The organism is Mesorhizobium sp. RSR380A (assembly GCF_054719385.1).
The window spans coordinates 4,449,854-4,474,937 of the sequence record NZ_JBTTIB010000001.1 but is presented as its reverse complement, the minus strand read 5'-3'; the positions used below and the strand labels follow the sequence as shown (position 1 = coordinate 4,474,937).

General features: G+C 61.7%; 21 protein-coding genes and 1 tRNA gene. 6 read left to right on the top strand and 16 right to left on the bottom strand.

Annotated elements, in window-relative coordinates:
* Positions 1-96: 96 nt before the first annotated feature.
* The 8 genes from ACYG9Z_RS21485 to ACYG9Z_RS21450 form a co-directional block, all read right to left on the bottom strand.
* Entirely contained in the window at positions 97-1,089 is a 993-nt protein-coding gene (locus ACYG9Z_RS21485) for a class I SAM-dependent methyltransferase (RefSeq protein ID WP_023752787.1), read from the bottom strand.
* 200 nt (positions 1,090-1,289) lie between these two features.
* Positions 1,290-2,390 carry a rhamnan synthesis F family protein gene (locus ACYG9Z_RS21480; RefSeq protein ID WP_023752788.1) on the bottom strand — a complete coding sequence of 367 codons (1,101 nt, stop codon included), beginning with the start codon at positions 2,388-2,390 and terminating at the stop codon, positions 1,290-1,292.
* A gap of 76 nt (positions 2,391-2,466) precedes the next feature.
* A complete protein-coding gene (locus ACYG9Z_RS21475; protein ID WP_023752789.1) occupies positions 2,467-3,465 on the bottom strand; it encodes a class I SAM-dependent methyltransferase in 999 nt (332 codons plus the stop codon).
* Positions 3,462-4,403: a dTDP-4-dehydrorhamnose reductase gene (gene rfbD / locus ACYG9Z_RS21470; protein WP_023752790.1), complete on the bottom strand. Its 942-nt coding sequence runs from the start codon at positions 4,401-4,403 to the stop codon at positions 3,462-3,464. The genes ACYG9Z_RS21475 and rfbD overlap by 4 nt, the downstream gene beginning before the upstream one ends.
* Positions 4,400-5,494 (bottom strand): dTDP-glucose 4,6-dehydratase, encoded by a 1,095-nt coding sequence (gene rfbB / locus ACYG9Z_RS21465; protein WP_023670704.1) that lies wholly within the window; start codon positions 5,492-5,494, stop codon positions 4,400-4,402. Before rfbB ends, rfbD begins: the two co-directional genes overlap by 4 nt.
* Before the next feature lie 25 nt (positions 5,495-5,519).
* Positions 5,520-6,071 carry a dTDP-4-dehydrorhamnose 3,5-epimerase gene (rfbC, locus tag ACYG9Z_RS21460; protein WP_023705505.1) on the bottom strand — a complete coding sequence of 184 codons (552 nt, stop codon included), beginning with the start codon at positions 6,069-6,071 and terminating at the stop codon, positions 5,520-5,522.
* A 1-nt stretch (position 6,072) separates the two neighbouring features.
* Positions 6,073-6,954: a glucose-1-phosphate thymidylyltransferase RfbA gene (gene rfbA / locus ACYG9Z_RS21455; RefSeq protein ID WP_023752791.1), complete on the bottom strand. Its 882-nt coding sequence runs from the start codon at positions 6,952-6,954 to the stop codon at positions 6,073-6,075.
* Between the two features lie 271 nt (positions 6,955-7,225).
* Positions 7,226-7,819 (bottom strand): biotin transporter BioY, encoded by a 594-nt coding sequence (locus ACYG9Z_RS21450; RefSeq protein ID WP_023684601.1) that lies wholly within the window; start codon positions 7,817-7,819, stop codon positions 7,226-7,228.
* Between the two features lie 117 nt (positions 7,820-7,936).
* Between ACYG9Z_RS21450 and ACYG9Z_RS21445 the strand changes: the two genes are divergently transcribed.
* Positions 7,937-8,845: an MBL fold metallo-hydrolase gene (locus ACYG9Z_RS21445; RefSeq protein WP_023752792.1), complete on the top strand. Its 909-nt coding sequence runs from the start codon at positions 7,937-7,939 to the stop codon at positions 8,843-8,845.
* Between the two features lie 4 nt (positions 8,846-8,849).
* Here ACYG9Z_RS21445 and ACYG9Z_RS21440 read toward each other — a convergent pair whose 3' ends face one another.
* Positions 8,850-9,632 carry a DUF1499 domain-containing protein gene (locus ACYG9Z_RS21440; protein WP_023752793.1) on the bottom strand — a complete coding sequence of 261 codons (783 nt, stop codon included), beginning with the start codon at positions 9,630-9,632 and terminating at the stop codon, positions 8,850-8,852.
* 122 nt (positions 9,633-9,754) lie between these two features.
* Positions 9,755-11,383: a fatty-acid--CoA ligase gene (locus ACYG9Z_RS21435; RefSeq protein ID WP_023684604.1), complete on the bottom strand. Its 1,629-nt coding sequence runs from the start codon at positions 11,381-11,383 to the stop codon at positions 9,755-9,757.
* Positions 11,384-11,757: 374 nt separating this feature from the next.
* Between ACYG9Z_RS21435 and ACYG9Z_RS21430 the strand changes: the two genes are divergently transcribed.
* Both ACYG9Z_RS21430 and ACYG9Z_RS21425 read left to right on the top strand, forming a co-directional pair.
* Positions 11,758-12,117, top strand: coding sequence for a hypothetical protein (locus ACYG9Z_RS21430; protein WP_023670697.1), 360 nt, complete (start codon positions 11,758-11,760; stop codon positions 12,115-12,117).
* A 159-nt stretch (positions 12,118-12,276) separates the two neighbouring features.
* A complete protein-coding gene (locus tag ACYG9Z_RS21425; protein WP_023731365.1) occupies positions 12,277-12,666 on the top strand; it encodes a DUF427 domain-containing protein in 390 nt (129 codons plus the stop codon).
* 165 nt (positions 12,667-12,831) lie between these two features.
* On the opposite strand, the gene ACYG9Z_RS21420 is transcribed toward ACYG9Z_RS21425, so the two are convergent.
* The 3 genes from ACYG9Z_RS21420 to ppdK form a co-directional block, all read right to left on the bottom strand.
* A complete protein-coding gene (locus ACYG9Z_RS21420; RefSeq protein WP_050586879.1) occupies positions 12,832-13,602 on the bottom strand; it encodes a polysaccharide deacetylase family protein in 771 nt (256 codons plus the stop codon).
* Between the two features lie 89 nt (positions 13,603-13,691).
* Positions 13,692-14,792, bottom strand: coding sequence for a glycosyltransferase family 9 protein (locus ACYG9Z_RS21415; RefSeq protein ID WP_023752795.1), 1,101 nt, complete (start codon positions 14,790-14,792; stop codon positions 13,692-13,694).
* Positions 14,793-14,966: 174 nt separating this feature from the next.
* Entirely contained in the window at positions 14,967-17,672 is a 2,706-nt protein-coding gene (gene ppdK, locus ACYG9Z_RS21410) for a pyruvate, phosphate dikinase (protein WP_023752796.1), read from the bottom strand.
* A 217-nt stretch (positions 17,673-17,889) separates the two neighbouring features.
* Here ppdK and ACYG9Z_RS21405 point away from each other — a divergent pair, with 217 nt between their 5' ends.
* From ACYG9Z_RS21405 to ACYG9Z_RS21395, 3 genes are all read left to right on the top strand, one after another.
* A complete protein-coding gene (locus tag ACYG9Z_RS21405; RefSeq protein ID WP_023752797.1) occupies positions 17,890-18,234 on the top strand; it encodes a VOC family protein in 345 nt (114 codons plus the stop codon).
* Between the two features lie 110 nt (positions 18,235-18,344).
* Positions 18,345-18,419: transfer RNA gene (locus ACYG9Z_RS21400), tRNA-Gln, on the top strand.
* A gap of 71 nt (positions 18,420-18,490) precedes the next feature.
* The gene (locus tag ACYG9Z_RS21395) at positions 18,491-18,946 is read left to right on the top strand and encodes a hypothetical protein (protein ID WP_023752798.1); all 456 of its coding nucleotides are present in this window, start codon (positions 18,491-18,493) and stop codon (positions 18,944-18,946) included.
* A gap of 190 nt (positions 18,947-19,136) precedes the next feature.
* Here ACYG9Z_RS21395 and ACYG9Z_RS21390 read toward each other — a convergent pair whose 3' ends face one another.
* The 3 genes from ACYG9Z_RS21390 to ACYG9Z_RS21380 all read right to left on the bottom strand — a co-directional run bounded on the left by ACYG9Z_RS21390 (position 19,137) and on the right by ACYG9Z_RS21380 (position 24,935).
* Positions 19,137-19,445: a hypothetical protein gene (locus ACYG9Z_RS21390; protein WP_023670691.1), complete on the bottom strand. Its 309-nt coding sequence runs from the start codon at positions 19,443-19,445 to the stop codon at positions 19,137-19,139.
* A gap of 1,230 nt (positions 19,446-20,675) precedes the next feature.
* On the bottom strand, positions 20,676-24,134 hold the full coding sequence (smc, locus tag ACYG9Z_RS21385; RefSeq protein WP_460222845.1) for a chromosome segregation protein SMC: 3,459 nt from the start codon (positions 24,132-24,134) through the stop codon (positions 20,676-20,678).
* A gap of 69 nt (positions 24,135-24,203) precedes the next feature.
* On the bottom strand, positions 24,204-24,935 hold the full coding sequence (locus tag ACYG9Z_RS21380) for a DsbA family protein (RefSeq protein WP_023687169.1): 732 nt from the start codon (positions 24,933-24,935) through the stop codon (positions 24,204-24,206).
* Between the last annotated feature and the right edge of the window lie 149 nt (positions 24,936-25,084).

Here is a 25,084-nt window from a genome sequence, read left to right as displayed (position 1 = left end):
AGTTGCGCAACCACGAAGTCGACGCCTGGCCGGCGGAGCAACAGATGGGCCCGATGCGAAGCCCTACAAGCCGGCGCGGCCGAAACGCATCGATATTCACCCCATGCTGAGGTGCAGGAACGCCGATCGAATATATCGTAGCGGGGCAGTTACTTTCCACGATGTTGACTGCAGCAGGGCATCGTTCCTTGCTGTGAGGTACTGAATCTGCTGCTTGGCAGCATCGAGTTGTTTTGCGGCGTCGAAGTCGCACTTATCGTCTCGGCTTATGCGACTTTCACGCAACTCGCGCTCTGTCTCCTTGAGCAGATCGATGTCGGGTTTCTGCAGCGCTGGAGCGGCCTTCGAGAGGCTTATGTAGAATTCGTGCATACTTGGGCGGGGGGATTCATGCTTGTGAAAGGCCAGTTCGCCCGATTTGATGTATCCGAGTGAGCGAAGTTTCTTGATCAGATACCGGAACGACGTCGGCGTGAACTGCCATCCGTGCGCGTCGTGATAGTTGTCGCTGGCCTGTGCGCTTTCGAACATTGTCCTGGCTTCTTCGCCGCCTTGCACCAAATCGACGTCATCAAAGGTCGGCTCGATCCAGACGATCTGTTTCGCCTTGGTGCAAGTGTACGCGGCTTGGTCGAATATGATTCCGGGCGCGTGCCGTTTGCGTTGTTCTATGTACGCCTGCAGCGCCTGTCCAACAGTGGACAGAGGGCGCAATGCATCAAAGCAATAGCGTTTGTCCGGCACGGCCAGAACCAGCCGGCCATCGGGTTTCAGAAGGGTTTCACAGTCCTGGATAAACCGAACGATATCGGTCACGTGCTCGATGACATGCGAAGCGAAAATGAAATCGTACCGTTCCTTTTTGCCAATGACCTCAAGCAGGCTGCGTCCGTCCGAAACGTAGTCGACCTCTTCGATCTTTGATGCATTATCGCTATATTTCCTGCGCAGGGTCGCAGCATCGGCATGGTCGATCGTTTCGACGTTGAAGCCACCAGATTTTGGTAAGAGCGGGTTGTAGCTTGGACCGACCTCAAGGCCAAAGCCCCTCGAATCGAATAGTGAAAGCAGCAATTCTGTCCTGTCCATTTTTCCTCCCAATGCTAAGAGGCCGATGCCAATCAAATGTATTGATCAAACAAAGCCACGCATTTCTCTGCCTCCGGCTGATATGCATAGCATGCATATCTTCTGAAACAGGCGAGTGTTCAGCTTCTACCCTTGAAGGGGGCTACCATTGATCACAAGCCAGCCTTTGAAAATACATAAGAAACTCCATGAGCGATTCGTCATATGATTCCATCGCTGAACTGGATCCTCTTCAAGAACCCCATTTGAGTTCCAATGCCCTTCCGCCTCATGTCCGACAGAATTTCATCAATGTGGCCTTCATGACCGAGCTCCTGGAGACGAGCCTCAACATCATAGATTGAATACTGCAAGCGATATACGAGATCTCGTTTCAGAATCGGGCATCTCAGAAACTTCCGATATAGAAACCCGCCCGTGTGAATTTGGGAACGTCCCGATATTCGATTCAGTATCTCACCTTGTATCTCAATTCGCCGAGAGCCTTTGACTTCCTTCTTCTTGAAGCGAAGCGCGACCGGAATACTGGTGTTCATCGCAACCAATTCGCTTGACGTAAGATCCTTTAGGTGTGGTTTGATATCATTGGGTGAATAAATCAAATCTATTTCATTTGAACCCGGTATAATTGCTCTTGACAACCCAATTTCACCTGCATCTATAGCCCATTTTCTCGAATTAACAGGCAGATAATTTTTCCAGAACTTTATTGTTGCGGGGGAGTCCAGCACGCGGCGCGACATCGAAAAGCAGAACGATTGGATATGATAGAATATCTCCCAATTCTCGAATGCGGCGCATATGTCAGCTTTCGAGGTTGAGAGCCGCTGCATCATCTCTGTCAGACCTTCCCTGAAAAGATAGATGCTGTCGTTGAGATAGATCAGACGATCAATCTCAAAGTTCTCGCGCACGAAATGTGTTGCGTCCTGGAAACCGCCAATGTCGAATCCCGTATTATCTCGCGAGAGTATCCAACGACTTTGCGAAGAAAGCGCTGCCTTCATCGATTCGTTGAGGGCATGATTTGCAACCACAATGACATTTATTTCTGCTTCCGCAAACGCATCGAGAGCATTCCGGACGTACCATGGCAGACCATTTGGCTGCCAAATCAGAAAGATGGCAAATTTCCCATTCTCAAATCGACGACTGCCTTCAACGCTCTCCGTGATAAAGCTATTCTTCCCCGAAAAGCGACGCAGTAACGCAGAAACCACCTTTGGGTAGTGAAAGACGGCACGAGCACAATACTTGAGCGGAGTTGCGATCAACTTACCAATAAACTTTTTAATCGCCACGTTTCTACTTCCCCTTCACAATAATATTCCATGCCATTCTTGATCACCGGTGGCTCTTAGATCCAATCGCTAGTCGTCAACTACGCACGCTCCGCAGCAGCCAATTAATATATGCTGAAAGCGCTCGTAGTGGTCCGGTCACCCGCCAGCTTGTTGAGTCTCGCAATTCTCGAACGGCGAATTCGCTTCGCCTTAGCCTTTCCTCGATCGCGCTAGTGGCCTCTTGTGCTCGTGCAATCTCGTTGTCGCGGCTTTCGAGCTGTCGCACCCAATTCTCTCGGCTCAGCGCAAACTCCGCGTCGCGCTGTTCAATCTGTCGCTGCCACTCCTTGCGGCTCAGCGCAAACTCCGCTTCCGCCTGCCTTGCCGCCTGGACCGCAGTTCCGCGCTGGGCAACCGCTTGGCCAAGATGAGCGAAGGCGGATCGCACGGCCTCCCGCTCGCTATCCTGTTTGCCGGCAGCGAAAAGCGCTGCAATTGCCTTTGGATATTTCTTGCCAATTCCCAGAACGCCCAGGCCATGTCCATGCAAGAATTCGAAATGCGGCCGACCCGCCGAGACCTCGCTCCAAAGGCGAAAGACGCCGAAATCGCGCTCGTGCACATTCGTGTCGTGAAAGAGCACAATGGCGTTTTGCGTCAGTTTCGGCTGCCAGCTCTCGAAGTCACGGCGGACGGCGTCGTAGCTGTGCAGGCCGTCGATGTGCAGCAGGTCGATGCTACCGTCCTCGAAATCGTCGACGGCATCGTCGAAAGTTGACCGCATGAGGCGCGAGAAGTCAGCATATCTTGGTGCGTGGTAGGCGGCCAGATCGGAGTACACCGCTTCGTCGTAGAAGCCGGCATGCTCGTCACCCTTCCAGGTGTCGATTGCACAGCCGGTGCAAGGGAGGCTCAACAGCTCGATCGCCTGACAGGCTGCGCAATAAGAGACTCCGGTGTGCGTGCCAAGCTCGACAAACCGATTTGGCCGTAGCGCATCAAACAGCCAGAACATGAATGGAACATGCTCGATCCAGGCAGACGGAGCTACCTGGTCAGGGAACCGGAATGTCGTCGAGGTGAAGGGGATCATCGCTGCTTCACGATGCCAGACAAGCGCATGGTCTCAACAAGAGGAGGATAATCATCAACAAGGTTTTGCATCAGCCGGCGCACCACGGTCTCCGTCGATTGCCGCCAGTCCGGCGCGGTCCACCCAAGCGTATCAGCGAATTTCGCCGTCGACAGCCGTGAATTGGCGGGGCGCTTTGCCTTGGTCGGATAGTCGCTGGTCGCGATGTCGCGTATCCGCGCGTGCGGTCCACCAAGCGCCCGGCTTGTCTCCAGGATATGACGGGCAAAGCCGCTCCAGTTGGTCTCGCCGGTGCCGACGAGATGATAGATGCCGTAGCCGTCAAAGTCATCGCGCAACGTCGCCGCCGCATGCAGGATCGCGTCGGCAATATCAAGCGCCGACGTCGGATTTCCCCATTGGTCGGCGACGACAGCGATCTCGTCGCGGTCGCCGGCCAGCCGCAGCATGGTTTTCACGAAATTCTTGCCGAACGGGCTGTAGACCCAGGCCGTGCGCAGGACCAGGTGGCGCGGATTGGCAGCCGCCACCGCCAGTTCGCCGGCAAGCTTGGAGGCGCCGTAAACGCCGAGCGGCGCGGTGGCGTCGGTCTCGACATAGGTGCCGTCCTTGGTGCCATCGAAGACGTAGTCGGTCGACAGATGGATTACGGGCACGCCGAGCTTCGCGGCCGCCTCGGCGACCTTGCCGGCGCCGACGGCGTTCACAGCGAAGGCAAGATCGGGCTCGTCCTCGGCCTGGTCGACCGCGGTGTAGGCGGCAGCCGACACCACGATATCCGGCCGCGCTGCCGCGAGTGCGTCGAACACCGTATCGGGCCGCGCCAGATCGAGCACTGGGCGGCCGAGGGTGACGACCTCGATGCCATCGCGCCTCTGCCCGGCCTCCAGCAGGCTGGCAGCGACCTGACCGTCGCGTCCGGTGACAACCAGCCTCACGCCGCGCCCTTCCTGCCTTCAACCTGGCCGCGCGACCGGACTTGCCCCAGCCGCTCGCCGGCGTAGCGCTGCTCGCGGATCGGTCCCCACCACCATTTGTTGTCGAGGAACCAGTCGACGGTCCTTGCAAGGCCGCTGTCGAAACTCTCCGCCGGCGCCCAACCGAGATCTCGGCCGATCTTGGAGGCATCGATTGCATAGCGGCGGTCGTGGCCGGGCCGATCGGTGACGAAGCTGATCAAATCGCGGTAGCTCCTGCCGCCGCTGCGCGGACGCCTGATGTCGAGCAGGCCGCAGATCGTCTCGACGACGCCAAGGTTGGTACGCTCGGAATTGCCGCCGACATTGTAACTTTCGCCGGGCTGGCCCTTTGTGGCGACCAGTTCCAGAGCACGGGCGTGATCCTCGACGAACAGCCAGTCGCGCACATTGGCGCCAGCGCCGTAGACCGGCAGCGGCTTTTCGTCGAGCGCGTTGAGGATGACCAGCGGGATCAGCTTTTCGGGGAAGTGATAAGGCCCGTAATTGTTCGAACAGTTGGAGAGCACGACCGGCAGGCCGTACGTCTCGTGCCAGGCCCGCACCAGATGGTCGGATGCGGCCTTGGAGGCGGAATAGGGCGAGGATGGCGCGTAAGGCGTCTCCTCCACGAACATGCCGCCATCGAAGGGCAGATCGCCGAACACCTCGTCGGTCGAGACATGGTGGAAGCGGAAGCGCGCCTTCCTGTCCTCGTCAAGGCCGCGCCAATATTCGAGCGCCGAATTCAGCACCCGGTAGGTGCCGACGATGTTGGTCTCGATGAAGGCGCCGGGTCCGTCGATCGAGCGGTCGACATGGCTTTCGGCGGCGAGGTTCATGACGACGTCGATCTCGTCGCGGTGGAGGATGTCGAGAACCGCCCGCTCGTCACAGATGTCGGCCTGCGCAAATTTGTAGTTGTGTGCATTCTCGATGGTGCGCAGCGAGGCCAGATTGCCGGCATAGGTGAGCTTGTCGAGATTGGTCACATGGTAGGCGGGATTGGCGCACAAATGCCGGCACACCGCCGAGCCGATGAAGCCGGCACCGCCTGTCACCAGAAAATTCATGGCGCTCTCCTCACATCGTCGCGCGTCATGCGAACACCTCGGCCTCAGCAAGCGCCGACGCCTTGAGGTCCTTGGCCGAGAGCTCGAAGGCGCCGGCCGGCGACGGCCAATCGATGCCGATATCAGGATCGTCGAAACGGATCGATCGATCATGCGCCGGCGAATAGGTGTCGGTGACCTTATACAGAACCTCGGTGTCCGGCACGAGCGTGACGAAACCGTGCGCGAAACCCTTCGGCACGAGGATCTGGTTGCCTCTCTCGGCCGATATTTCGAGCGCGACCCATTTGCCGAAGGTTTTCGAGCTGCGGCGGATGTCGACCGCCACGTCGAGAATCTTGCCTCGGATCACACGCAGCAACTTGTCCTGCGCGCGTGGAGGCAGTTGATAGTGAAGCCCCCGCACGACACCTGCCGCCGCCGAATAGGAGTGATTGTCCTGGACGAAACGCAGGTCGATGCCGGCTTCAAAAAAGCGCTCGGCATTCCAGGTCTCGATGAAATAGCCGCGCGCATCGCCGTGCCGCTTCGGCACGATCTCGAGCACGCCATCAAGACCAAGCTGCCTGAAGTCCACTCTAGTTCTCCGTCAGCTCAGTGACACGCCGGCGCAGATAGGCGGCGTATTCGTTCTTGCCCAGGCGCGTCGCGCGCTCAAGCACCTTGTCGGCAGTCAGCCAGCCCTGCTCGAAAGCGATTTCTTCAGGACAGGCGACCTTGATCCCCTGGCGGTGCTCGATCGTGCGCACGAAGGAAGAGGCTTCATGCAGGCTGTCATGCGTGCCGGTGTCGAGCCAGGCATAGCCGCGGCCGAGCTGATGCACGTGCAATTTCCCGCGCTCGAGATAGACGTTGTTGACCGCCGTGATCTCGAGTTCGCCACGCGCCGAGGGCTTGATCGTCGACGCGATGTCGACGACCTCATTGTCGTAGAAATAGAGGCCGGTGACCGCCCAGTTGGACTTCGGCTCCCGCGGCTTCTCCTCAATCGTCAAAGCCGTGCCGCTGAGCTTGTCGAACGACACCACGCCGTAGCGCTGCGGGTCCTCGACATGGTAGGCGAACACCGACGCGCCGCTTTGGCGCTGCGCAGCAGTGCGGCAGAGCTGCGACAGGCCGTCGCCGAAATAGATGTTGTCGCCGAGAATCATCGACACATTATCCTTGCCGATGAAGTCGCGGCCGATGATGAAGGCCTCGGCAAGCCCGTTGGGCTGCGCCTGCTCGGCATAGGAGAATTCGACCCCAAATTCCGAACCGTCGCCCAGCAACTCCCGAAACACCGGCAAGTCGCGAGGTGTCGAAATGATCAAAATCTGGCGGATACCGGCGAGCATCAAGACGCTCAGCGGATAAAAAATCATCGGCTTGTCGTATATCGGCAGAATCTGCTTAGAGATCGCTAATGTAAGGGGATACAGACGCGTCCCGCTGCCTCCTGCAAGGATTATTCCCTTCAACAAGCTCTCCTTGAATTACCGGCCCCCGCCTCGAAATCAAGTTGCCCGTGCTTAGGTTTCGCGCAATGGCTTGTCAATTCAATCTCGGCCGTGGATCGGCGCCAGAATTGCTCTGGATCTGCCGCCTCGCGGCAATTTGACCGACCAGCACAGGCTGACGATGCAAATGGGCGTGGCGATTTGGCAACCGGCTTGCACCATCGGCTGGCGGACGCGTGACAACAAAAAGCCGGCGGGCCCTGGGCCCGCCGGCTCATTCATTTGTCCGGTTTCAGGGCTGCTTGGGCAGCAGCGACCATACCGCCGGCACCAGGCTGGCGGCGAGCGCAACCTTGATCAGGTCGCCGAGGACGAACGGCAAAACGCCGAACTGCCACGCCTTTTCCGCGCCGATGAGGGTGGCCAGCCAGGCAAAGCCCATGGCCATCATGACGATTTCGGCGACCAGCATGGCGTTGAACAACTTGATCGGGTGGCGGTCCCAGCCGCGGTCGGCGGCCCAGCCGACAATGGCCGCCATGACGACGAAGCCGGCGAGATAACCGCCGGTGCCGCCGATCATGTAGGCGATGCCGATGCCCTTTTCAGGCGTGCTTTGGAAGACCGGGAAGCCCATGGCGCCTTCGGCCATGTAGAGAAGCAGGGTAGCGACGCCAAGCCGCAGGCCAAATGCGGTGGCGATCAGCAGGACGGCCAGCGTCTGCATCGAGATGTCGACCGGCCCGAGCACGACTTTCGTCTTGGCCGACAGGGTCAAAAGCAGCGTTCCGGCGATCGCCAGCAAAAGCTGGGTTGCCAGGCGCTGCGCGCCCTCCTGGGGCAAAGCGAGAGAAACAAGCGGGCGCATCGTCGTTGCAAGTGCCATGGTCTTCCCCAATCCGGATTGCCGCAGATCGCGGCCTTGCGTTTTTCTATATTGGCTTCCGTGTTATGCGGCAATCAGTTTTGCCGTCTTCCTGAACAGAGATTCAACGACACCGCCATGGCGCTCAAATTCGACACCAGCTTCGATCCGGCATATGGCCAGGGCGTCACCGTCGCGCCCGAGGTCTTGCGCGTCACCGCCAAAAACCCCAGCCCATTCACCTTTCACGGCACAAACAGCTACATTATCGGCCGCGACACACTGGCGGTGATCGACCCGGGTCCGGATGATGAAGCGCATTTCCAGACGTTGCTGAAGGTGATCGCAAACCGGCCGGTGAGCCATGTTTTCGTCAGTCACACGCATCGCGACCATTCTCCCCTGGCCGCCCGGCTGAAAGCGCGCACCGGTGCCGCCGTGCTGGCCGAAGGCCCGCACCGCCCGGCAAGGCCGCTGCGGATCGCCGAGATCAATCCGCTCGACGCCAGCGCCGACACCGGTTTCGTGCCGGATGTCACTTTGCCCGACGATACGCTGGTCGAGGGCGATGGCTGGACGATCCGGACGGTGCTGACGCCGGGCCACACCGCCAATCACGCGGCATTTGCGCTCGAAGGCACCGGCATCCTGTTTTCAGCCGATCATGTGATGGCGTGGGCGACATCGATCGTGGCGCCGCCGGACGGAGCGATGGCCGACTACATGGCCTCGCTCGACAGGCTGATCGCGCGCGACGACCGCCTGCTGCTGCCCGGCCACGGCGGCCCGGTGACCGCGCCGCTCAGCTTCATGCGCGGGCTCAAGACCCATCGCAAGATGCGCGAACGGGCGATCCTCGAGCGGATCCGCGACGGCGACCGGACGATCCCGGACATGGTCAAGGCGATCTACCGGGACACCGACCCACGCCTGCATGGCGCTGCCGGTCTGTCGGTGCTTGCCCATCTCGAAGACCTGGTGGCGCGCGGCCTGATTGCCACCCAGGGTGACCCGGCCATCGACGGCGTCTTTGTGCCGGTGGGGTAGAGAACTACTCGGCCGGAGCCGCACCCACCTGGCCCGCAACCTCCTGGTCGAGTTCGGCGAGGAACCCGACGATGCGCGCGGCATTGTCGCCGAGATCGTAGCGGCCGTAGCGGGAGGCCGAGCGCATGTCGACGACGATGGTGTCGCCATCATTGCTGACCCGGATGGCGACGTCGGCGGGCAGGCCGACGACGAAGCTCCGGGCCACGGCCGATATCGTCACCTCGTCTTGACCGTCCGTCACCGGGTATGGCGCGGTAAGTTGCCAATCGCGGCGGTCGAGCACGGTTTCAACGGCGTCGACGACGGTTTCGAAAGGCAGATTGTAGCTATGCCCGGTGACCAGCGGATAGGCGTCGGCCTGCAGGCGCGCTTCGCCCGGCGTTGGCAGCGCGAGCACGTTCATGTCCTTGGTGCGGTCGCTGGTGTCGAGCACTGGCGGATTGTCGAGGTCCGTCGTGATGTCCCTCAGGGGCGGCGTGGTCGCCGCCAAATAGGTGGCAAAGCCGTAGGGCGTCAGCACCAGCAGCGCCAGCAGGGCGCCGACCGAGAGGTCGCGGCCGCCACGGTCACCGAAATGCCACAGCCTGGACAGAGCGAGACCGGCAAACAGCAAAGCGAATGCGGCAAGCAGGGCGACGATCGCCAGCACCCACAGGAAGGCCGGCGTTTCCACCAGTTCGAAATGATGGCCGGCCAGCAGGGTGAGCAGCAGGACCAGGGCAAAAGCGCCCGTGCGCCGCGACCAGCCGGCCGCCTTCGATGTCTGCCGCTCGTCAATTTCCATTGTCTTCAGCACCGCCCCAACCCGCACAGACGCTTAGAGCAAAGGATGCTCAAATTGAACATCCCCTGCCCTAACGTTTTTGCCGCCGGTAGCTTGAAGGTCAAGGAAACGCACGGTCCCGGTCAATCCGTCGGCAGGCGGTAGTCGCTGAACTGCTTGCGCAAGGTGATCTTCTGGATCTTGCCGGTGGCGGTGTGCGGGATTTCGCTGATGAAAGCGACGTCGTCGGGCATCCACCATTTCGCCACCTTGCCGTCCATGAACGCCAGTATGTCCGCCTTGCTCGGCTCCTTGCCGGGTTTGGCGACCACGACCAGCAAGGGCCGTTCGCCCCATTTCGAATGATGGACGCCGATCGCCGCGGCCTCGGCGACATCGGGATGGCCGACGGCGAGGTTCTCCAGGTCGATGGTCGATATCCACTCGCCGCCCGACTTGATGACGTCCTTGGCGCGATCGGTGATCTGCATGTAGCCGCCGGAATCGATATGGGCGACATCGCCAGTGTCGAACCAGCCGTCCTTGTCGAACTGCTCGGCTCCGACGCCGCCATAATAGGCGCTGGCGACGGCTGGACCGCGCACCTTCAGCCGGCCGAAGGTCTTGCCGTCCCAAGGCAGTTCCTTGTCGTCGTCATCCGTCACCTTCATCTCGACCCCGAAGGGCGGGTAGCCCTGCTTGCCCTGGATATCGAGCCGGTCCTCGCCCTCGAGCGCTTGATACTGCGGCTTCATGGTGCACAGCGTGCCGAGCGGCGACATTTCGGTCATGCCCCAGGCATGGATGACTTCGACACCGTAATTGTCCTGGAATTTCCTGATGATGGCGCGCGGGCAGGACGAGCCGCCGATGACGACTTTGCTGAGATAGGGAAGCTTCTTGCCGGTCTCTTCCAGATGCTGCAGCAGCATCATCCAGACGGTCGGCACGGCGGCGCTGAAGGTCACCTTCTCGGTGTCGAGCAGCTCGTAGATCGAGGCGCCGTCCATCTTGCAACCGGGCATGACCAGCTTGGCGCCGATCATCGGCGCGCTCTGGCCAAGGCCCCAGGCATTGGCATGAAACATCGGCACGACGGGGAGGATCGTGTCCCGCGCGGAGAGGCCCATGGCGTCGGGCATGGCGGCGATCATGGCATGCAGCACATTCGAGCGGTGGCTGTAGAGCACGCCTTTGGGATCGCCCGTCGTGCCGGAGGTGTAGCACATGCCGGCTGCGGTGTTTTCGCCGAAAACCTTCCAGGCGAAGTCGCCATCGGCCTCGTTCAACCAGTCCTCATAGGCAACCACATTCGGCAGCGTCGTTTCAGGCAGATGCGCCTTGTCGGTCAGGACGATCACCTTTTTCAGCGATTTGACCGCGCCGGCGATCTTTTCCAGCAGCGGCATGAAGGTCAGGTCGACGAAGATCCCTCTATCCTGCGCATTGTTCATGATCCAGACGATCTGCTCGGGGAACAAACGCGGGTTAAGCGTATGGTAGATGGCGCCGATGCCCATGATGCCGTACCAGGCCTCTATGTGGCGCGCCGTGTTCCAGGCCAGGGTCGCGATGCGGTCGCCGAGCACAAAGCCATCGCGCTCCAACCGTTGAGCGACCTTGAGCGCGCGGCGATGAACTTCAGCATAGGTGGTGCGAACGACAGGACCTTCGATCGAGCGCGAGACGATCTCGCGCGTCCCGTGCTGCCGCTCGGCATTGTCGATCAGCTTGTGGCAGAGCAGCGGCCATTCCTGCATCAGTCCGAGCATCTGGTTCCTCCCATTGCTTCCTCGTTTTTCCCGTCTTTTGTTCCATTGTGGGACGAACGGACGGATTGTCCAGCCATGACGTCTCCAACCGTTAACGGCTGAAGCAAGCAGTGATCGAAAGGCGGGGAAAACCGCCACAATCCGGCCATCGTCGACGTTAAGGTTCGTTAACGGGGTAGGGGTGCGGATTGGCGAGACTGAAAGAGGTTCGCATGGACACGCAGCTCGACGACAAGCAGATCGACGGCAAGCAGATCGACGACAGGCAGATCGACGACAGGCAGATCGACGACAGGCAGATCGACGACAGGCAGATCGACGACAGGCAGATCGACGACAGGCAGCTGGATGACAGCGGGGCCCAAGACGTGCAGTTGGACGATATTCAACTCGACGACAAAGAGCTTGAAGACACGCTTGCCGCAAGTCTGGCCGATCTCGTGCCGGAGGCCAAAAAGGTTTCCGAAGACGAATTTGTCGAGGTGGTCGGCGGCGCCCTTGAGGCGGTCGGCGGCACGCTGCTGTTCAAAATGTGCGTCCAAAACGAAGGCGAAGGCCAGCATGTCGCCGCCGCATCGATCGGCGACGGCGGCAATCGCCAGTTCCTGCTGCTCACCTTGCCGACCGGCGGCGGCCCGCTGAAGGTCGAGACGACGTCAAGAAGCACCAACCCGGTAGCCGGTATTGCCGCGGCCTATGCCGGCCTAATGGACGTGTTCAAGACCGCAGCCTAGCATTCCACGCGGGATCGTTTTTAGTGATCGGAAGGCCAGCTCTGGCCTACTGGCGAAGGCTTGCGCAACGAGTTCTCCAGACACATTTTAGGGACATGGGAAGCAACCCCGCACGCTCTCAATCGGACTGTGCTCCCAATCGAACAAGGAGAACCCCGCATGGACCAGATCGCCAACCCCGCCCCCGGCTTTCAGAGCAATCCCGGCAAGGTCATCACCGTCGAACCCTATCGGGGTACCGTGGTCGTGCGTGCCGGCGATACGGTGATCGCCTCATCGACGCGGGCGAAGCTTCTGTCCGAACCGCCCTACCGCCAGGCATTCTACATCCCCTTCGAAGACATCGACTTCACCCAGCTCGGCAAAACCACCCTGTCGACCCACTGCCCCTACAAGGGCGACGCCAGCTACTGGAGCGTGCTGCCGGCCGGCGAGACCGGCAAGGACGCAATGTGGGGCTATGAGCAGCCCTTCGACGAAATGGCTGAGATTCGCGACCACGGCGCCTTCTATCCCGACAGGGTGACGATCGAAGCAGCACCGGCCTGAGCAAGCGACTCAAGCCGCCGTTGCTCGCTTCGTCATCCCAGGGTCTTCGCGACGGAGCTTCGCTCCTGTTTCACCCTGGGATGACGAAGCTCAGAGGCCTCGGCTAATCTCAAACGTCGGCGACGTCAGTCCAAAGGCGATGAAACTGCCTGCCGCCGCCTGATCCTAATCAGTCGTCCCGTCGTTGCCGACACCGTCGGCGTCATCCAGCCGCACGAACGTCAGCCCCTTGGCCTTCAGCGCGAGCAGACCTTGCACGACGCCCTCGCCGGCGGCGTGGGTCGGCTGGTTGATGTGGGCGATGATGACATCGCCATCCTTGGCGGCGGCGATGCGCCGGGCAGTTTCTGTTGCGCCGAGCAACGAGCCGCCATCGCCGTTGATCGAAAAGCCGGCGACCTTGAAGCCAAGCTTGCGGATCATGGCGATAGCCGACGGGCTGTATTCGGCGGTCGCGCCGCGAAACGATTTCGGCGCCGGCTCGCCGGTGCCAGCGAGAGCGGCAGCGCCCGATTCGACTTCGGCCTGCACCGCTTCCGGGCTGCCGGCGCTGCGGATGCCGTAGATCTTGCGCGGCGTGTCAACGGCCGGGATGTGATGGCCGCCATGGTTTTCCAGTTCGAACAGGTCCGGATGCGCGCGCATGATCTCGACGGCGGCGGCGTTGCGCTTCAGCCAGATACCGGTGACGAAGATCGTCGCCGGAATCCGGTTCTCCACCAGCGCCGACAGGATCCTCGTATCGGTCTGCCCGCCGCAGGCGTCGAGCGTAAGCGCGACGCGGCCGACACTGCTACCGTCCTCAGCCTTCAGATGCAGCGCCGGCTCGACAAGCGGCGCGGCCTGGGCCGAGGACACGGCCACGATAGATAGCGCCAAGGCGCAAAACAGCTTTTGCAAGGGATGCCTGTCTTGTCTGAGAATCGGCGCTGTCATAGCCGCATCCCAGGACCCGCAACAAGGCGGAAATCGGGATAGTGGCCGTGAGAAAGCTGATATCCAGACAATGTGACCGCCGCGCACCGTCAGACGGCGTGTTCCAGTTCCACATGCGTGCGTGACAGGACTTCGCGCACGGCCGCGACGACCGGTTCGACCTCGAGGCGCCAGACGCAGCAGGCCTTGCTGGGATCGAGCGGATTGCACAGGCTGCCCGCCACGCAATTGCACGGCATGGATGGCTGCAAGGCGAGGCTGGGCACGCCGACCGGTCCCCAGACGGCCGGGCTGGTCAGGCCGAACAGGCCGACAACCGGCGTTCCGGCCGCTGCTGCCATGTGCATGGGGCCGCTCTCATTGCCGACAAACAGCCGCGCCTGCTGCAACACCGCCAGCAGCGTTTCCAGCGACAGCGCGCCGACGAGGTTGACGATCGACGCGGCACTGGCGAGGATCTGCTCGGCCGGCTTGCGCTCGTCAGGGCCGCCGACGAGTACGAAATCCAGTCCCGTTTCGCGCGAAATCGTGTCGATCACGGCGGCAAAGCGTTCATGCTGCCAGCGCCGGCCGTGAAAACTGGCGCCGGCATGCACCGCGACAAAGCCGTTTGGCCGCAAATGGTGTTTGTCCAGCAATGCCTGGGCCCTCGCCGTCTCCATCGGCAATGGCCGAATCGACGGCACCCGCACGCGCAGGCCGACGCCGAGCGGCTCGAGCGGCGAAAGGTAGCGGTAGAGATAGTGACGTTCGCCAAAACCGAACGGCTCGGCAAAGACATTGGCGGGCTGGCGCTCATGCCAGCGCAGCGGCCTTTCCGGAGGATTGTAGCCGATGCGGGTGCTGGCGTTGAGGAACCTGACGATGAGCCGCGATGTCTTTGAATCGGTGAGGTCGATGGTCAGGTCGAAACGGAATTGGCGCAGCTTGCTGATCATAGAATAGAGCTCGCGCCCACGCTCCAGCGGGGTGCCGCGCATGGCGGCGCGGCGGAAGGTCACGACTTCCGAGGCGATGCCGTGGGCGGTCACAAAACTGGCGAGGCGCGCCTCGCAGAGAAAGACGATCCTGACACCGGGATGTTCGAGCTGCAGGTTCTTGGCGAGCGTGGAGGAGAGCACGATATCGCCGATGAACTTGGTCTGGAGGATCAGGATCGAGCGGAAGGGTCTGGGCGAAATCTGCAACATCTTTTTCTCGGCACCGGGCGGGTTGGGGGGCCGTGAAATTGGGCAGAAACGATGTCGGGATTGCGTGTTGAGCCGCGCACATCAGCGTGAATTTGCTTACAAAATCGTAAGCTTAGCGCCATACGGCCACCCAGGGGTGGCCGTTTCATCGATACCGAAAGGACTGTGTCGAAATCAGGATGCCGCGGCGCTCTTTTTGGGGCGCGGCACTGCTGTTTTGGCAATCTGCACCGCGGCTTGGGCTGCGGCCAATCTTGCGATCGGCACCCGGTAGGGAGAGCACGAGACATAGTCGAGGCCGACCTCTTCGCAGAAGCGGATCGAGGCCGGATCGCCGCCATGTTCGCCGCATATGCCGAGCTTGATGTCGGGCCGCGTCGCCCTGCCCTTTTGCGCAGCCATGCGCACCAGTTCGCCGACGCCCTCGATGTCGAGCGAGACGAACGGGTCCTGCTCGATGATGCCTTTCTGCCGATAGGTCTCGAGGAAGGACGCCGCATCGTCGCGCGAGATGCCGAAGGTGGTCTGGGTGAGATCGTTGGTGCCGAAGGAGAAGAACTCGGCCGTAGCGGCGATGACGTGGGCGCGGATCGCCGCGCGCGGAAGCTCGATCATCGTGCCGGTGAGATAGTCGATCTTGACGCCGGTCTCGTCCATGACAGCCTTGGCGACCGCATCGATGCGCGCCTTGACGTAGTCGAGCTCCTTCACCAGGCCGACCAGCGGCACCATGATCTCGGGAACGACCAGCGCGCCGGCTTTCTTGCCGGCCTCGACGGCTGCCTCGAAAATGGCGCGCGCCTGCATCTCGGCAATCTCGGGATAGGAGACGGCGAGGCGGCAGCCGCGATGGCCGAGCATCGGGTTGAACTCGTGCAGGGCTTCTGTGCGCTGCCTGAGCTTGTCGGGCGAGACGTTCATGGCGGCGGCGACCTCCGCCACCTCCGCTTCCGTCTTGGGCAGGAATTCGTGCAGCGGCGGATCGAGCAGCCGGATCGTCACCGGCAGGCCGGCCATAATCTCGAACAGTTCGAGGAAATCCGAGCGCTGCATCGGCAACAGCTTGGCAAGTGCGGTGCGGCGGTCCTTCTCGGTATCGGCCAGGATCATCTCGCGCATAGCGACGATACGCTCGCCGTCGAAGAACATGTGCTCGGTGCGGCAGAGGCCGATGCCTTCGGCGCCGAAGGAGCGCGCCATGCGCGCATCGAGCGGCGTCTCGGCATTGGTGCGCACCTTCATGCGGCGCACCGCATCGGCCCATTCCATGATGGCGGCGAAATCGCCCGACAGTTCCGGCTGCAGCATCGACACGGCGCCCTTCAGCACCTGGCCGTTGCTGCCATCGATGGTGATGATGTCGCCCTTGCGGAAGGTCTGGCCCATCGACATCAGCGTGCCGGCCTTGTAGTCGACACGCAGCGAGCCGGCGCCCGAAACGCAAGGCTTGCCCATGCCGCGCGCGACCACGGCGGCGTGGCTGGTCATGCCGCCGCGCGTGGTCAGGATGCCTTCCGAAGCATGCATGCCGTGAATGTCTTCGGGGCTGGTTTCGATGCGCACCAGGATTGCGTTGCGACCTTGCGTCTTCAGATCCTCGGCATCGCCCGAGGAGAAAACAATCTCGCCGGTCGCCGCGCCCGGAGAAGCCGGCAGGCCGACGCCGATGACATCGCGCGCGGCCTTGGGGTCGATGGTCGGATGCAACAGCTGATCGAGCGAGGCCGGATCGATGCGGGCGACCGCCTCCTCCGTCGTGATCAGCTTGTCGCGCGCCATTTCGACGGCGATCTTCAGCGCCGCCTTGGCGGTGCGTTTGCCGGAACGCGTCTGCAGCATCCACAATTTGCCGCGCTCGATGGTGAATTCGAGGTCCTGCATATCGCGGTAGTGCTGTTCCAGGCGGTCGGAGATGTCGACGAAGGAGCGAAACGCGTCCGGCATCAGTTTCTGCAGCGACGGCTTGTCGGAGCCAGCGGCAATGCGCGCCGCCTCGGTGATGTTCTGCGGCGTGCGGATGCCGGCCACGACATCCTCGCCCTGCGCGTTCACCAGGAACTCGCCGTAGAGCATCTTTTCGCCGGTCGAGGGGTTGCGCGTGAAGGCGACGCCAGTGGCTGACGTCTCGCCCATATTGCCGAACACCATGGCCTGGACATTGACCGCCGTGCCCCAGCTTTCCGGGATGTCGTGCAGGCGCCGGTAGGTGATGGCGCGGTTGTTCATCCAGCTGGAAAACACCGCGCCGATCGCCCCCCACAGCTGCTCGTGCGGGTCCTGTGGAAACGGCCTGTCGAGCTCCTCCTCGACCTTGGCCTTGTAGAGGGCAATGACGCTCTGCCATTCCTGCGCTGTCAGTTCGGTGTCGAGCTCGTGGCCGAGGCTCGCCTTCTGGTCCTCGAGGATTTCCTCGAACACTTCGTGGTCAAGACCCATGACGACATCGGAATACATCTGGATGAAGCGGCGGTAGCTGTCATAGGCAAAGCGGGCATCGCCGGAATCGGCTGCCAGCGCCTCGACCGTCTCGTCATTGAGGCCGAGATTGAGCACGGTGTCCATCATGCCCGGCATCGAGGCCCTGGCCCCGGAGCGGACCGAGACCAGAAGCAGCTTCGACGGATCGCCGAAACGGCGCCCGGTCAGTTGCCCGATATGGTCCAGCGCCTTGACGACATCGGCCTGCAACGCGGCCGGATAGCTGTTGCCGTTGGCGTAATAGGCGTTGCAGACTTCGGTGGTGAGCGTAAAGCCCGGCGGCACCGGCAGGCCAAGACTGCACATCTCGGCCAGATTGGCGCCTTTGCCACCGAGAAGGTTGCGGTCGTACGCACGTCCTTCCGCGGCGCCATCGCCGAAGGTGTAGACCCATTTGGTCATGCTCGCCCTCCAAGTTCTCGGAAGATTAGAACCCCGGGGCCCAAGACCCGGTTCCCCCGCGCTCCGACCCGAGCGTTATTATGCTGCAGTGCGAAAGGCAAGGCGTGGCCGGCCAGGCGCGCCAACTACAATCGATTAAGGAAAGCCGCATCAAAAAGACTTGCCGTATCGCTGCCCAAGATATAGAACATATAGGGAACAAGTTGGGAGCAGCGTGATGAAACTCAACGGAAAACTCGACTATCTCGAACTGCCCGCGACCGGCGCGACGCTGGACAGCGTCAAGGCTTTCTACAGCGCCGCCTTCTCGTGGTCGTTCACCGATTACGGGCCGACCTATTCAGCCTTCGGCGAAGGGCTCGATGGCGGCTTCCAGGCCGATGCAGGCGAGGCTCTGGCGAAACCATTGCCGGTGCTCTATTCGCAGGATCTGGAAGCAACCCTCGATGTTGTCGAAAGCGCCGGCGGCACGATCGTCAAGCCGATATTCTCGTTCCCGGGCGGCAGGCGGTTCCATTTCACCGATCCCGCTGGCAACGAGTTGGCGGTCTGGGGCGAATAGCGCGTCCCCCCGCCAAGCGGTGGATCAGTTTTGCACAGTGGCCAACTCGGCATTGAGCTTTCGTGCCGCTCGTCCTATAAGGCCGCGCGCAGCGGGCAAAGCTCGTTTGCTGGGGCGTCGCCAAGTGGTAAGGCATCGGTTTTTGGTACCGACATTCCCAGGTTCGAATCCTGGCGCCCCAGCCATCCCTGTTCGTCGGTGTTCAAGCACTTAGAAATTACGAATTCTAAGTGTTACACCCAAGCGGATAATCGACATGGCATCCGGCCTGTGGGAATCGTCCTACCCGCGCCGTGTATGGTTGCGGTTGGCCGACATTTGGGGAAACTTTAAAAGCATCAAAGTTAAGAGGAAAAGACGAATGCGCGCTGTTGCGGTTGTGCCGTTCATGGCCGTAGTGGCTTCCTTGGTGGGCTGCACAACAGACCAGGGGAATGCCGGTCAACGGTCAGAAAACAAGCGCCAATGTGCCGGGTTTGGTTTTCAGGAAGGCACCGATGCCTTTGCCAACTGCATGATGCAGCTTTCCCTGAAGCAGAAAGACCAACAGCCGCCCGACCACGATGCGCTGTTGCGCCAATACAAGTCCCTTAGCATGCGCCGCCAGGGTGACGATCGTTATCCGGTATGTAGCGCCGCCGACATGGGAAATGAACTCGACACCTCGATGAACAAATGGGTCGGCCCGAACTGCCAGATTGCGCCAGACTAGCAGACTTAACCTGCAACTTGATGAGCGGGCGCAATTCGGCTGGACGAAATTTCGAAAGCTCCAGGAGCCCCAGCCAATTTACATGAAATAAAATTTACCGACGCCATGGATTGGCTGCCGTCATGAGTATCTAAGTCCCACGCGACCCCGACTCCGTCGACAGAGCCGGGGCCGGGCCGTGCGGAGAGGATCAGTAATCGTTGTCGTCCTGGATGACGACGGGATGATGCCGATGATGTCGATAATAGCGATGATGGCTGCGCTCGATCGAGCCGGTCACGATGACCGTATCCCGGCGATGATGTCTGCGGCCGTGGTCGTAGAAGGCAACCGTGCCGTGTCTGCGGTGATGAAGGCGTTGACCCTGGTCATTGATGACCTTTACGCTCCTGTGATGATGTCGATGGTGGGTCGTGATGACCACGTCAGCTTCGGCTGCCGGAGCTATCGTCGGCATGGCAATGAACAGCGCCAAGGCGCTCACGATCATTGTTTTCATTGTAATATCTCCACCTGCTAATTATCCCTTCGCGGGGATAACCGCGTCCCATCCCTTTGGTTCCGAGTAGCGTCGTCGGTCCACGGGCGCGATCAGTGACGGCTGCTCCCGTGCAACACGGCGTATCGAAAGAAGAAGTTGCGACAGCAGCTCCTGTTGGCAACTTCTGGCAAAGGCGCTCTTTCAAGCCGACCACCAGGGTTACGCCACTCGACAAAGCAGCGCTGCACAGGACCCTTCTATGTCGTCGCGTTCGATCTCCTGATCTGTGACGGGAAACACTTGTCTTGCGAGGAAGACCATCGGCACAATTTGTGAGATTTACGAGACCAATCAGGCCATTTCAGATCCCATAGGTCGGGCCGTCTCAGATCCCGTAAGAAAGTGCAAGGTAAACCACCGGCGCCAAGATCAGCAGAACCGCGATTCCGATAACCACTGCGATTGCCAGGCGCTCTGTTCGCCTGACAAGCTCAGCGACCTTGTCGTCGTCAGCCGATGGTATGAGGTCAAGAACGGAAGAAACTTCCGCAGGACTGTCGTTGTCGTTTGCGGGTCGGGTTGCGCCGTCACGCACAGATCTCTGGACAAAGGTCACTGTTAGCCTCGCTATTGAAACGCACGCCGTGGCGGTGTCACGACAATCGGGTGCCCGCTAACCTCTCAGGAATGGCGGGCACCCGATTGACCACCGATGAAGGGACTCATGCTCGGCAGCCCGGTTCCAATGTATCGGGAGGGCATAGGTTGCCCGCCTTCAGGCCTATGGCTCCGACGTCAGGACTTCAGTCATACCCTGTTCGGACCTTGGTCTGGCAATCGACGAAGCGATGGCCGCCATTTTGTTTCGACGCAGAAAATGCGGGAACATTAGTAGGCTCTTACGAGTTCACTCCCAGCAACTAATTCGGGAGAGATACGGTGAACAACATAATCTGGCTCATCGGAGCAGTCGTTATCGTGATTGCGATACTGAGCTTCCTGGGCTTCCGATAAACGTGGCAGCTGAATTGCGGTGGGAGCCTATTGCCATCTGCGCCTTGTAGGCATCGCTTTCGCGTTGGCCGGGCGCTTTGCATGTGGGCTTTGGCGTTCGCTCTCAGGTGGCGCTTAAATTCCTTCTCTTCGAACCTTACAGAATGCGCGTCGCAAGCAGGTCGCAAGGGCGACGGTCCTGTTGCAACAGTCGGATCGAGGCCATCGCCGACGAAATCAACAAAGCATGCTGCGTCAGCTCGCCTCGCGCATCGCCTCGGCGGCCTGCAGATCGACCGACACCAGTTGGCTGACGCCCTGCTCGGCCATGGTCACGCCGAACAGGCGGTTCATGCGCGCCATCGTGATCGGGTTGTGGGTGATGATGACGAAGCGCGTCTCGGTGGTCGCGGCCATTTCGTCCATAAGGTTGCAGAAGCGCTCGACATTGTGATCGTCGAGCGGCGCGTCGACTTCGTCGAGCACGCAGATCGGCGCCGGATTGGTCAGGAACACGGCAAAGATCAGCGACATCGCCGTCAGTGCCTGCTCGCCGCCGGACAGCAGCGTCATGGTCTGCGGCTTCTTGCCGGGCGGACGGGCCAGGATTTCGAGCCCGGCTTCGAGCGGGTCGTCGGATTCGATCAGCTGCAATTCGGCCGTGCCGCCACCGAACAGATGCGAGAACAGCCGCTGGAAATGGCCGTTGACCACCTCGAAAGCGGCAAGCAGCCGTTCGCGGCCTTCGCGGTTCAGGCTCTGGATCGCTTGCCTGAGCTTGCGGATCGCCTCGATGATGTCCTCGCGCTCGGAGACGATGGTCTCCAGCCGGTCCGACAATTCCTTCTGCTCTTCCTCGGCGCGCAGATTGACGGCGCCGAGCCGCTCGCGCTCAACCTTCAGCCGGTCGAGCTGGCGCTCGATCTCGGCCATTTCCGGCATCGGGCTGTCGGCTTCCAGGCCAGTATGGCGAATGACCAGATGCGGCGGCGTGTTCAGCGTTTCCTGGATGCGCGCCTCGACCTCGAGCCGGCGCTCGTCGGCGGCGGTCAATCGCTCTTCGGCGCGGACGCGGGTTTCGCGGGAATCGGCCAGCGACTGGATGGCCGCGGTGGCGGCCTTGTCCAGCTCGGCCTGCTTGTTCTCGGCCTCCTGCAAACGGTCGGCGGCCGCCTTGCGCAAGGTCTCGGCCTCGGTCAGCTGCGACAGCAGCGCGCGCCGCCTGGCGTCGATCTCGTCGGGGGCGTCGGCCAGCGTTTCGCGCTCGGCCTCGGCCTCGGCCCTGCGCTCGCCGAGCGAGGCGATCTGCGTCGAGGCGTTTTCGGCCCGCTGCAGCCAGTTGCTGCGCTCGGCGCCGATGGCATCGAGCCGGCGCGTGCGCGCCTCGGCTTCGCGGCGCAGGCCTTCATGGACGGCGCGCGCGTCGGCCAAGGTTGCGCGATCGCGGCTGACATTGGCGGCGGTCTGTTCGAGCTGAAGTTGCAGGTCGCCGAGATCGGGGGCGTCCTGCAGCAGCATTTCGGCCTCGGCGAAGGCGGCGGCCGTCTCTTCATGGCTGTCGACGATGCGCGCGCGCGCCTCGTCGAGCGCGGCGCGGCGGCTTGCCAATTCGCCGCCGGCCTTTTCGGCCTCGGCCAGTGCGCTGCGGGCGGCGTCCAGGCCGTGCTGGGCATCGCGCCCGGCCTGGCGGGCATTGCGTTCGGCCTCACTCGCCTGGCGGAGTGCCTGTTCGGCCTGGGCAAGGGCGGCTTCGGCCTCGCGCACGATCTGCGTCGCCTGTACCGCCTCGGCATCGAGCTCGGCCAGCCGGTTCTTCTGCGCCAGCCTTTGCGCGGCCGCGGTCGGTGCATCGGCGCTGGCGGTCAGCCCGTCCCAGCGCCACAGCGCGCCGTCACGGCTGACCAGCCGCTGGCCGGGGGCAAGCAGCGTCTGCAGGCGTTTGCCGTCGGCGGCATCGACGATGCCGATCTGCGCCAACCGGCGGGCAAGCTGCGAAGGCGCGCGCACCACGCTGGCGAGGCTCTTGATGCCTTCCGGCAAGGCCGCATCGCCTGGTTGAACCTGGCTTTCGCCCCAATGCACCGGCGCGCTGCGGTCGAGCGGCACGTCGAGGTCCTCACCAAGCGCAGCGCCAAGCGCCGTCTCATAGCCACGTTCGACGCTGAGCTGCTCAAGCACCGACGGGAAAAGATCGCCGCTGGCGGCATTGAGGATCTTGGCCAGCGTGCGCGCTTCGGTCTCGATGCCGGCGAGCTCCGACCTGGCGTCCTGCAGCGGCGGACGAGCGGCACTCTCGGTGGCGCGCGCCTCGGCGACCGCCTGTTCGGCAGCAATGGCGCCGGCCTCGGCTTCCTCCAGCCGGGCGAGCGCGTCCTCGACCAGAGCACGTTTTTCGGCCGGGTCAGGCAAGCCCGCAACCTTCGACACAATTTCGGACAATTCGCGGTCGACGTCGGCCAGCTGGCGGGCAAAGCGGTCGCGGCGTTCGGCGTTTTCGCGCAGCGTGCGCTCGATCTGATTGCGCGAGGCGGCAGCCTCCGCGCGTTCGGCGGTCAGCGCAGCGAGCTTTGCTTCGCTTGTGACAAGCGTTGCGCCGGCCTGCTCGAAAGCGGCCCGCGTCGTGGCTTCGCGCTCGGCGGCGCCGGCATTTTCGGAGTTGAGTGTCGCTTCTTCCTCGCGCAGGCGCTCAAGAATATCCGCATTGTCGCGCACCATGCGCTCCTCGCGGGCGATGTCGCCGTCGAGCTGCTGCAGCCGGCGCTCCAGTTCGGCCTGGCGGGCGCGGATGCGGCCAGCCTCCTCCTCGATCTGAGCCTTGGCGATCGACAGGCGCTGGAAGGCGGCAGCCGCGGCGGCCTCGGCATCGCGCAGATCGGGCAGCCGGTGGGCGCCGACGCCTTGCTCACGGGCGGCAGCCATCTGGGCGGCGGCGCGGTCGCCGACCAGAGCTGTGGCAACCGCCAATGCCGAACGCGCATCGCCCTCCTGGGTTTTGGCCAAAGTCCAGCGCAGATGCAAGAGCGTGGCTTCCGCCTTACGGATATCGGCCGACAGGTTCTTGAAGCGCGATGCCTGGCGCGCCTGGCGCTTAAGGCTTTCGATCTGGCTCTCCAGTTCGCCGACGACATCGTCCAGCCGTTCCAGATTTTGTTCGGCCGCCTTCAGCCGAAGCTCGGCCTCGTGACGGCGCGTGTGCAGGCCGGAAATGCCGGCGGCCTCTTCGAGCAGCGCGCGGCGCGCCTGCGGCTTGGCCTGGATCAGTTCGCCGATGCGGCCCTGTCCGACCATGGAAGGCGAGCGCGCGCCGGTCGACTGGTCGGCGAACAGAAGCTGCACGTCCTTGGCGCGGGCTTCCTTGCCGTTGATGCGGTAGAGCGAGCCGGCTTCGCGCTCGATTCGGCGCGACACTTGCAATTCATCGGCGTCGTTGAAGGCGGCGGGCGCGGTCCGGTCGCTATTGTCGAGGAACAGCGTGACTTCGGCGGTGTTGCGGGCCGGGCGCGTTCCCGAGCCGGAAAAGATCACGTCGTCCATGCCGGACGCGCGCATGTTCTTGTATGAGCTTTCGCCCATCACCCAGCGCATCGCCTCGACAAGGTTCGACTTGCCGCAGCCATTCGGCCCGACAATGCCGGTCAGGCCGCGTTCGATGACGAACTCGCCGGGTTCGACGAAGGACTTGAAGCCGAGGAGGCGAAGGCGCGAAAACTTCATTCGCGCCTGCCTGGAAGGCACAAAGGTGCGCTGACGCCGAAGCGCAGTCGCTCCGGCGCCGCCTGGACGTCAGAGCAGAGGGTCGATGATGGCCGATATTTCCTCAATCGACATCGCACCTTTGTAGGTTTTCCCGTTGATGAAGAAGGTCGGTGTCGAGTCGACCTTGAATTCATCGGCGCCGCGCTTCTGGACTGATCTCACATCGTCCAGAAGTTTCTGGTCCGTCAAGCAGGCCTCGAAGGACTCCTGTGTAAAACCGGCGAGCTTGGAGATCTGCAGCAGCGCATCCTTGGTATTGTTGACGCCCACCCAGTTGGCCTGCTGCTTGAACAGCACGTCGACCATCGGGAAATAATTGTCCTTCGAACAGCGCGCCAGCATGAAACCGGCCTCGGCGCTCGGATCGAACGGGAATTCGCGCAGGATGTAACGCGCCTTGCCGGTGTCGATGTATTTGGTCTTCAACTCAGGGAAGGTGGTCGCGGCGAAATGCGCACAATGCGGGCAGGTCATCGAAGCATATTCGACGATGGTGACCTTGGCGTCATCCTTGCCGAGCTGCTTGTCGGGCAAAGCGCCGGGCTTCAGCAGTTCGGCCATGTCGACATTGCCGGAAGACTCCGGGACCTTGACGGCGGCCGGAGTGGCAGGCGTCGAAGCCGGCACCGCGGGAGCCGCAGGCTTCACATCCGCTGCTTTGGCATCCTCGCCTGAATCGCTGCATGCGGCGAGCATAGCCACTGCCGGAATGACGGCCAGCGAAGACAGGAGGTTTCTGCGGGACAAGCTACGGTTCATGCGAATCACCTGACTGTGGTTTGATTTTGCAACGCAAAGGCTAGAAAAGGCGAGAGTTGGCGGGAATTAAGGCATCGCCGTCCCCATTCCAATCGCCAAACTCTACATGCAGGATCACGAATGCGCGAGATAGATGACGCGTTCATGAC